Origin of the sequence: Dorea hominis, from assembly GCF_014287705.1 — a bacterium.
Taxonomy (GTDB): Bacteria; Bacillota; Clostridia; order Lachnospirales; family Lachnospiraceae; genus Dorea_D; species Dorea_D hominis.
On sequence record NZ_JACOOY010000002.1, the window covers coordinates 18802 to 27341 of the forward strand.

6 protein-coding genes and 1 riboswitch are annotated in these 8540 nt (G+C 42.3%); all 6 genes read left to right on the plus strand.

The window, feature by feature from the left end; translation table 11 throughout:
• Positions 1–83: 83 nt before the first annotated feature.
• Positions 84–1361, plus strand: a complete 1278-nt coding sequence (locus tag H8S07_RS01585) for a threonine/serine exporter family protein (protein WP_186855295.1) — start codon at positions 84–86, stop codon at positions 1359–1361.
• A 125-nt stretch (positions 1362–1486) separates the two neighbouring features.
• A complete protein-coding gene (locus H8S07_RS01590; protein WP_021861436.1) occupies positions 1487–1846 on the plus strand; it encodes an Hpt domain-containing protein in 360 nt (119 codons plus the stop codon).
• A 27-nt stretch (positions 1847–1873) separates the two neighbouring features.
• Positions 1874–3910 carry a diguanylate cyclase gene (locus tag H8S07_RS01595; protein WP_186855296.1) on the plus strand — a complete coding sequence of 679 codons (2037 nt, stop codon included), beginning with the start codon at positions 1874–1876 and terminating at the stop codon, positions 3908–3910.
• 247 nt (positions 3911–4157) lie between these two features.
• Positions 4158–4244: riboswitch (ZMP/ZTP riboswitch) on the plus strand.
• Between the two features lie 106 nt (positions 4245–4350).
• The gene (locus H8S07_RS01600) at positions 4351–6036 is read left to right on the plus strand and encodes a formate--tetrahydrofolate ligase (protein ID WP_186855297.1); all 1686 of its coding nucleotides are present in this window, start codon (positions 4351–4353) and stop codon (positions 6034–6036) included.
• Positions 6037–6468: 432 nt separating this feature from the next.
• Entirely contained in the window at positions 6469–8292 is a 1824-nt protein-coding gene (locus H8S07_RS01605; RefSeq protein ID WP_186855298.1) for a SpaH/EbpB family LPXTG-anchored major pilin, read from the plus strand.
• Complete coding sequence (locus H8S07_RS14340) at positions 8280–8534, plus strand: hypothetical protein (RefSeq protein ID WP_243175943.1); 255 nt, start codon at positions 8280–8282, stop codon at positions 8532–8534. The genes H8S07_RS01605 and H8S07_RS14340 overlap by 13 nt, the downstream gene beginning before the upstream one ends.
• Positions 8535–8540: the final 6 nt, after the last annotated feature.

Genomic DNA, 8540 nt, shown 5'->3' on the forward strand with positions numbered 1-8540 from the left:
CGAAAATTTTGGATAACAGTCGCTGATGGAAAAAGCTTGTAAGTAATATATAGAATTTGAAAACAATAGAAAGGGAAATACCTGTGAATTACGATAAAATCGTTCAGGGAATTATGGATATTGGCGAATCGCTACTGTGTACAGGCGCGGAAATCTACCGGGTGCAGGACAGTATTGATCGCATGTGTGCAAGCTATGGCTTCCTTCGGCAGGATGTATTTGTGATACAGAACAATATTCAGATCACGGTGGAAACAAAAGAGCATGAAATGATCACGCAGATTCGTCATGTCGAGACGACAGGATTCAATTATGACCGGTTGGATGCATTAAACGGGTTATCCAGATATATATGCACCAACAGACCGGACGATGAAGAATTGCAGAAAAGATATCGGGAAATTATGGACGCACCAACACAGAAAGCATGGATAATCGTTCTTGCGCAGCTTGTTGGAGGTACCAGTTTTGCGGTGTTTTTTGGATGTAATTTCGGAGACGCGCTGATAGCGCTGGTGCTGTCCGTGTTCATCGTGTTCTTTGGAAAATGGCTGGAGAAGCGGGAAGAAAATCTCCTGATCTACAATCTGATACTTTCTTTTCTGTCAGAAGTATTTGTTGTTCTGGCATTCCGGGCAGGAATTACGGGGCATCCGGACTGGATCATGATTGGTGTTGTAATGCTGCTTGTTAGTTCACTTGGTCTGATTAACGGAATCAGGGACGTAATGCAGGCAAATTTTATATCCGGCTTTCTGGAAATCATGAATTCACTGCTGGGAGCATTTGGAATTGCTTTCGGAATTGCACTTGCCATGATGTTGATGAAATGGAACGGCACAGATCATTTTGTGATAAATCCAAGTGTCTGGATACAGATTGTATCCTGCACAATAGGCTGTATAGGATATGCAAGCTGGTTTGGCATCCGCGGAAAAAGGATGGTATATTCCGGAATCGGCGCATTCATTACATGGGGAATCTATTTGCTTGCATTTGCATGCAATGGAAATAATTTCTATTCAGTTATTATATCGTCCTGCTTTGTGGCAGCTTATGCGTATATGATGTCCAGACTCATGAAATCTCCTTCAACGTTGTTCCTGACAGGTTCGGTTTTTCCACTGATGCCGGGAGCACGTCTTTACTATATGATGGCGGGGATGGTTGCCGGAAAATATGCAATCGCATTTGAGCATCTAACGGTTATAGCGGAAACCTGCATTGGGATTGCCTTTGGATTCTGGATTATAGATATTGTAGTGAGAAATATAAGGAAAACCGGGAAAAAATTACAGACAGGCCATAGTCTGTACGTTGGTTTAAACGATAGCAGAAAATGTCGAAAAAGATTGAGGTAAGACGGATTTTGGTATACAATGATTGTATATATATGCAAAAAAATGCATGAACATGGACAGAATACAGATATACAGAATGTTCGTATCATTTTTTATAGAAAATCAGAGTAATGGAGGACATAGAGATGGATATAAGAGAGTGTTATGAAAAAATGGGAGCAAGTTATGATGATGTTCTGCAGAGAATGGGCAGCGATGCGCTGGTAGAACGTTTTACAGGAAGTTTCTTAAGTGACGGAAGCTACCAGATGATCGCAGATGGCATTGAAGCAAAAGATGCAGAGACAGCTTTTCGAGGTGCACATACATTAAAAGGAGTATGTCTGAATCTTGGCTTTCAGAAGTTATACGAAGTGAGCGCTGAACTAACAGAGGCATTAAGAGATCGTGAGCTCAAAGGGTATGAAGAACAGTTTGCAGCGGTACAGAAACAGTATCAGATCACAGTAGAAGCAATCAGGGAGTGGCAGCAGGAACAGAATTAAAAGCCGGAACGGCTAAAAGGAGAATAAATGGATACACAGTTATCAGAGATAAGGCTGACAAAAGAACAGGCAGAAGAACAATTGGAGATTTTTAGACGGATATACAGTAAAGTCCGACTGCTTAGTGCAGAAGAACTCAAAGAAGAAAATACAACGCAGGCAGGAAAAGGCGAAAACTACTGGAAAGAGTCATGCCTTGGCGCAGGGAAATACTGCGACGATTGTGTTTCCGTAGTTGCGTTGAAAGAGAAAGCACGGAAGACAAAGCTGAAATATATAGGCACAGAACTATATGAGGTAACTGCACAGTATGTGGAAGTTGACGGGCAGTCCTGTGTATTGGAGATGATACAGAATCTGGGAAATGGAGCAGACATTGCTCAGTCAGATGAGATCAAAGATACGAAAGCATTTTATGAAGCATTGTATACGGATGCTCTGACAGGAGCATACAACCGCAGATATTATGAAGACCAGATCAAGAAGAAATCCATGCATGCCGGAGTTGCAATGTTCGATCTGGATGATTTCAAATTAGCAAATGATACATACGGACATGATATCGGGGATGCATTTTTAAAGACAGAAGTTGCTGTAATCAAGAAGATGATCCGTAAGACAGATGCCCTGATTCGCTATGGCGGTGATGAGTTCTTGCTGGTTATGCCGGGAATATCGGAAGAGTTTTTTGAACAGAAGCTTCGTGATATCCGCAGACAGATCTGTTTGGTGGAGATGCCGGAGAGTATCGGAAACAGGATTTCCGCCAGTGTTGGAGCGGTTATGGCTCAGGGAGAGCAGATCCGGGACGCAATTGCACGTGCGGACCGTTATATGTATCAGGCAAAGTCACATAAGAATGCAATCGTGGCAGAATGGGGAACCATTGCCATGGATGACAGCCTGCCACAGGTGAACGCAAAGAAGAAAAAGCGCCAGCGGATACTGATTGTTGATGATTCCGAGATGAACAGGGAGATCTTATACGAGATGCTGAAAGATGAATTTGATATACTTGAGGCTGAGAATGGAAAGGAAGCACTGGAAGTCCTGGAACGGTACGGATGCGAGATATCACTGGTGCTTCTGGACATTGTAATGCCGATCATGGATGGATTTGAAGTTCTTGAACACATGAATGAAAAAGATATGATCGAAGAGATTCCGGTTGTCATGATTTCCAGTGAAGATTCTACATCTTTTATCCGTCGTGCATATGAGATGGGTGTATCGGATTATATCAGCAGACCGTATGATGCGCAGATTGTATATAAGCGTGTTTATAATACGATCAAGCTGTATGCGAAACAGCGGAGACTGACAGTAATTCTGACAGAACAAATCCGTGCAAAAGAAGAAAGCCGTAAGATCATGATCGGAATTCTGAGTCATATTGTAGAGTTCCGTAATGGTGAAAGTGGACCGCATGTGCAGCATATCAATGTATTGACACAGTTATTGCTCGGAAGACTGGTTCAGATCTCGGATCAGTATCATTTATCATGGATGGATCGTGATCTGATCGTGATGGCATCTTCTCTGCATGATATCGGTAAGATCGGGATTGATGATAAGATTCTGAATAAAAAAGGCCGGCTTACAGATGAAGAGTTTGAGATTATGAAACAACACACTGTGATTGGTGTGGAGATTCTGGAAGAGTTACAGTATTATCAGGATGAACCTCTGGTGAAGACAGCGAGAGAGATCTGCAGATGGCATCATGAACGTTACGACGGACGAGGATATCCGGATGGACTGAAAGGAGAAGATATTCCGATCAGTGCACAGGTTGTATCACTGGCAGATGTGTATGACGCACTGGTGAGCAAGCGTGTATATAAGGCAAGCTATTCTCATGAGAAAGCAATGCAGATGATTCTGAACGGAGAGTGCGGTGCATTTAATCCGCTGCTTCTTACCTGTCTCAAAGATATAGAAGATGAGATACAGGAGATGGTTTATGATACGGATGTTGTAATGTTTGATTCTGCCCAGAAAGAACATGAGAAGATAGGAAAGATAATAGAAATGTCTGAAAAATCCGGGGGGGGGCAGTACTAAAAGTTAGTGAATTTCTGGATATAGACGACAAAATTAGATAACAGAAAGACGGCGGGCCACATCGGGAAAAGTGAGTGGAAATATGAGGAGCAGCTTTGAGATACCGTTATCTGGTACGGTCTGATTTAGAATTATAGGAAAAAGGATTCAGAAAAAAGGGAAGAAATAAGCATTAAAAAAACTGGAAGAACTAAAAAAGAGAAAGTCTTGACAATTGTATTTTTCTATAATATTATAAATGGCAGATATAGGTACTGATTACTGACGGATAATTGTGGAGAACCACAGGGGAATCAAGTATTAGAAAGACAAGCCGACCGTCTGGGCAACATTTATTCGAAAGGATAGATGTTGTCCTTTATTTTACTACTATTGTATAGACAGGAGAAAATAAAGGACCGAGAGAAACTGTCGATAAAAAGGACACAGATCAGGAGGATATGACGATGAAAACAGATATTGAAATTGCACAGGAATGTACGATGGAACCGATTACGAAGATAGCAGAAAAAGCAGGAATCCCGGATGAATATCTGGAGCAGTATGGAAAATACAAAGCAAAGATTGATTATAATCTGCTGAAAAAGTCAGAAGCAAAAGACGGTAAACTGATTCTGGTGACTGCGATCAATCCGACTCCGGCAGGGGAAGGTAAGACAACAACAACGGTAGGCCTTGCGGATGCGATGCAGAAGCTGGATAAGAAGGTTATGGTTGCTTTAAGAGAGCCTTCTCTCGGACCGGTATTTGGAATGAAAGGCGGAGCAGCAGGCGGCGGATATGCACAGGTCGTTCCGATGGAAGATATCAACCTGCATTTTACAGGCGATTTCCATGCGATTGGTGCGGCAAATAATCTGCTTGCAGCAATGATCGATAATCACATTTATCAGGGAAATGAGCTTGGCATTGATCCGAGAAAGATCGTATGGAAACGCTGCGTGGATATGAATGACAGACAGCTTCGTTTTGTAACAGATGGTCTGGGAGGAAGAGTCAACGGTGTACCGAGAGAAGATGGCTATGATATTACAGTTGCTTCTGAGATTATGGCAGTTTTATGTCTGTCCAATGATATCAAGGATCTGAAAGAACGTCTCGGTAAACTGATTGTCGGATACACATATGGAAAAGTGTCCGAGCAGAAACCGGTAACAGCGCATGATCTGCATGCAGAAGGCGCGATGTGTGCACTTCTGAAAGATGCATTGAAGCCGAATCTTGTACAGACATTGGAACATGTTCCGGCAATTGTGCATGGTGGTCCGTTTGCAAATATTGCACACGGATGTAACTCTGTGACAGCAACGAAGATGGCATTAAAATTAGCCGATTATGCGATCACAGAGGCAGGTTTTGGAGCGGATCTTGGAGCAGAGAAGTTCCTGGATATCAAATGCCGTATGGCAGGTCTTAAGCCGGATGCGGTAGTGATCGTTGCAACTGTACGTGCGCTGAAATACAATGGAGGAGTTCCGAAACAGGAGCTTAATGAAGAGAATCTGGAAGCACTTGAGAAGGGACTTCCGAATCTTATGAAACATGTACATAATATTAAACATGTATATGGACTTCCTTGCGTAGTTGCAATCAATGCATTCCCGACAGATACACCGGCAGAACTTGCGTTAATTGAAGAAAAATGTAAAGAAGCAGGTGTGAATGTGGCACTTTCCGAAGTGTGGGCAAAAGGTGGAGAAGGCGGAATCAAGTTGGCAGAAGAAGTAATCCGTCTGTGTGATGAACCAAGTGACTTCCATTACAGTTATGAGCTGGAAGGAACGATTGAAGATAAGATCAACCAGATCGTACAGAAAATTTATGGCGGTAAAGGAGCAGTATTGACTGCGAATGCGAAGAAGCAGGCAGATCAGCTTACAGCACTTGGATTTGACAATGCACCAATCTGCATGGCGAAGACACAGTACAGTCTGACGGATGACCCGAAGAAACTTGGCGCACCGGAAGATTTTGAGATTACAGTAAGAAATCTGAAAATTTCTGCAGGAGCCGGATTCATTGTCGCACTGACCGGAGATATTATGACTATGCCTGGACTGCCGAAAGTACCGGCAGCAGAGCGTATAGACGTAGATGATGAGGGCAGAATTACAGGTCTTTTCTAAGAATAAGAGAAAATATGGATGCCGCACAGATGAATAGAGTCTGTGCGGTGTTTTGGTTCTGATATTGTTATGGTATACGGAGGAAACTGCCAGTGGCAGACTCTGCATTTTGTGCATTCGGAGAAAAAATATCGGAGAAAGAGCTGACAAATATTATAAAAAATATGCTTGCATAAAAGAAAAACTCGTGTTATTCTATATTCACTTTTAGGAGAACATTCTGTAATCCAGAAAGTGATTCTTAGCCGTAAGGCATCTTACATTCGGTGTTTTATTTTCAAAACAAGATCCGATGAAGACAGTTAGTTTAATTATGGGAGAGTGATGTTTCTTCGAAGGAGGATTGTATTTATAAGAGACGTAGCTCTGGAACCAATTCTCAAATTATCCTGGGATTGCCATAATGCAAGACAAGGGAAAGGAGAACATTTTATGAAGAAAAGAAGATTAAGTGCATTTGTAATTGCGCTTGCACTGGCAGTGGGAAGCGTATTTCCCGCATTTGCAGCAGAACACATTGTAGACACATCGAAAAAAGGTTCACTTACGATTTACAAGTATGATATAACAGGCGCCGGCAAAGCTGGTATACAGGCAGGAGAACCGGGAAACGGGCGGAAAGATGAATCTGTAGAGAACAAGTTAAAGGATTACGCAATGGAAGGTGTGGAATTTACCTGTCTTCGTGTCGGAGATGTGGACACATACAGTAAGAATGGGGATGTGAAACTAATATATGGAATCCCGGATATTTTGGAGAAGATTTTAGGTCTGGAGAAGAAAGCAGCCACAGAGACAAAAGATGGAACCTGTTATTATACAGCAGATCAGATTCAGACAGCCATGAGGAATGCACTTGCGGATAATGTGACAACGAAGAACCGTCTGGAAGATTATGTAAAAGCCGGAGAGAAGATGACGCTCACTGACACAACCGGAAAGACAACGAAAGCAGGTCTGGAACTTGGTTTGTATCTGCTTGTAGAGACGAAAGTACCCGAGGATGTTACCGATACGACAGATCCGTGGTTTGTACAGCTTCCGATGACGGATGCAGGTGGAGAAAGCTGGTTTTATGATGTGACCTGTTATCCGAAGAACCAGACTGGAGATCCGATACTGGATAAGAAGGTAAAGGACCGGGCAGATGGAAAATCTGGGTACAAAGACACGGTGACAGCTTCAGAAGGTGCAGCACTGGATTATCAGTTTATATCAAAACTTCCGCATATTACAAGCACATCAACTTATCTTAGTAAATACACATTCAAAGATACAATGGCGAAAGGTCTTCGCTATGGAGAAAATGCAGTTCTTGCATTTTATGATTCCGCAGAAAAAGCAACAACAACAAATATAGATAATGTCGCCGGAAGCGGTGCGGTGGCAGTGTGGACGAAGGATTCAGGAAAATTCACACAGGAATATACGAAAAATGAGGATGAAAGTTCCCAGATGCTTCTTGGCATGACAAAAGAAGGATTAAAAGAAATTAACGAAAATTATTCGGATAAATATCTGGTTGTGTATTATACCGCAACCGTCAGATCTGAAGAATCGGTTGTAACCGGAGATAAAGGAAATCCAAACGATGTTACGCTTGAATGGAGAAGAACAAGCGACTCTTATTACGACACGCAGGATGATAAGGCACTTGTTTATACTTATGGAATCCATTTGAAAAAGACATTTTCAGATGGAAAAGGAGATGCCACGCAGGTACAGTTTGTATTGCAGAATCAGACAGATAGATATTATGTAAAGGCGAATGGAACAGACGGTGTCTACTATGTGACAGGAAAAGAAGAAGAGAGAAATAAAGCAACAGACTTTACACCTGCAGCGGACGGAACGCTCTTGATCCATGGACTGGAAGGAGATACTTACGTGCTGACAGAGACACATTCGGATCAGGGATACAGTCTCTTGAAAGAACCACTTCAGATTGTGATCCATGGGACAAAAGGTGTAGTAAGCAGTTCGGCAAAAGGAACAGAAAGCTCGGTGCAGGTTACAGCGGCTTCTGCAACAGTTGATGGGACAAATGCAATAATGGAGAAATCTTCCACTGATCCGGCTTCTGCAAATGCGCTTGTGAAAATGGAAGTGCAGAATGCAAAAGGTTTTTCGCTTCCGAAGACAGGAGGAAGAGGGCTGTATCTGCTTACGATTGCAGGTGTGATCCTGGCAGGAACAGGAATGATGTTTACTACCGGAAAAAGAAAAAAAGATGAAAAAACTCCATGCGTAAAATAATACAGATCGGATTGATCCTGGCAGGGATCGGAATGGCTTCTTATCCATGGATCAGTAACAGTTTGTATGAAAAAGAAGCAGGTTCCCGGATACAGGTATATGAAAAAAAGAGCAGGGAACTTCCGAAGAAAAATTATCAAAATCTTATGCGGGAAGCAAGAGATTACAATGCGAATCTTGCAAAAGCAGATGTGATACTGACAGATCCATTTTCATCAGAACAGAGTAAAAAAAATACCTGAAAGGAT

Excerpts from the sequence above, each read along its gene's own strand:
- H8S07_RS01590 (WP_021861436.1), top strand. The coding sequence starts at position 1,487 with ATGGATATAAGAGAGTGTTATGAAAAAATGGGAGCAAGTTATGATGAT.
- H8S07_RS01595 (WP_186855296.1), top strand. The coding sequence starts at position 1,874 with ATGGATACACAGTTATCAGAGATAAGGCTGACAAAAGAACAGGCAGAA.
- H8S07_RS01600 (WP_186855297.1), top strand. The coding sequence starts at position 4,351 with ATGACGATGAAAACAGATATTGAAATTGCACAGGAATGTACGATGGAA.
- H8S07_RS01605 (WP_186855298.1), top strand. The coding sequence starts at position 6,469 with ATGAAGAAAAGAAGATTAAGTGCATTTGTAATTGCGCTTGCACTGGCA.
- H8S07_RS14340 (WP_243175943.1), top strand. The coding sequence starts at position 8,280 with ATGCGTAAAATAATACAGATCGGATTGATCCTGGCAGGGATCGGAATG.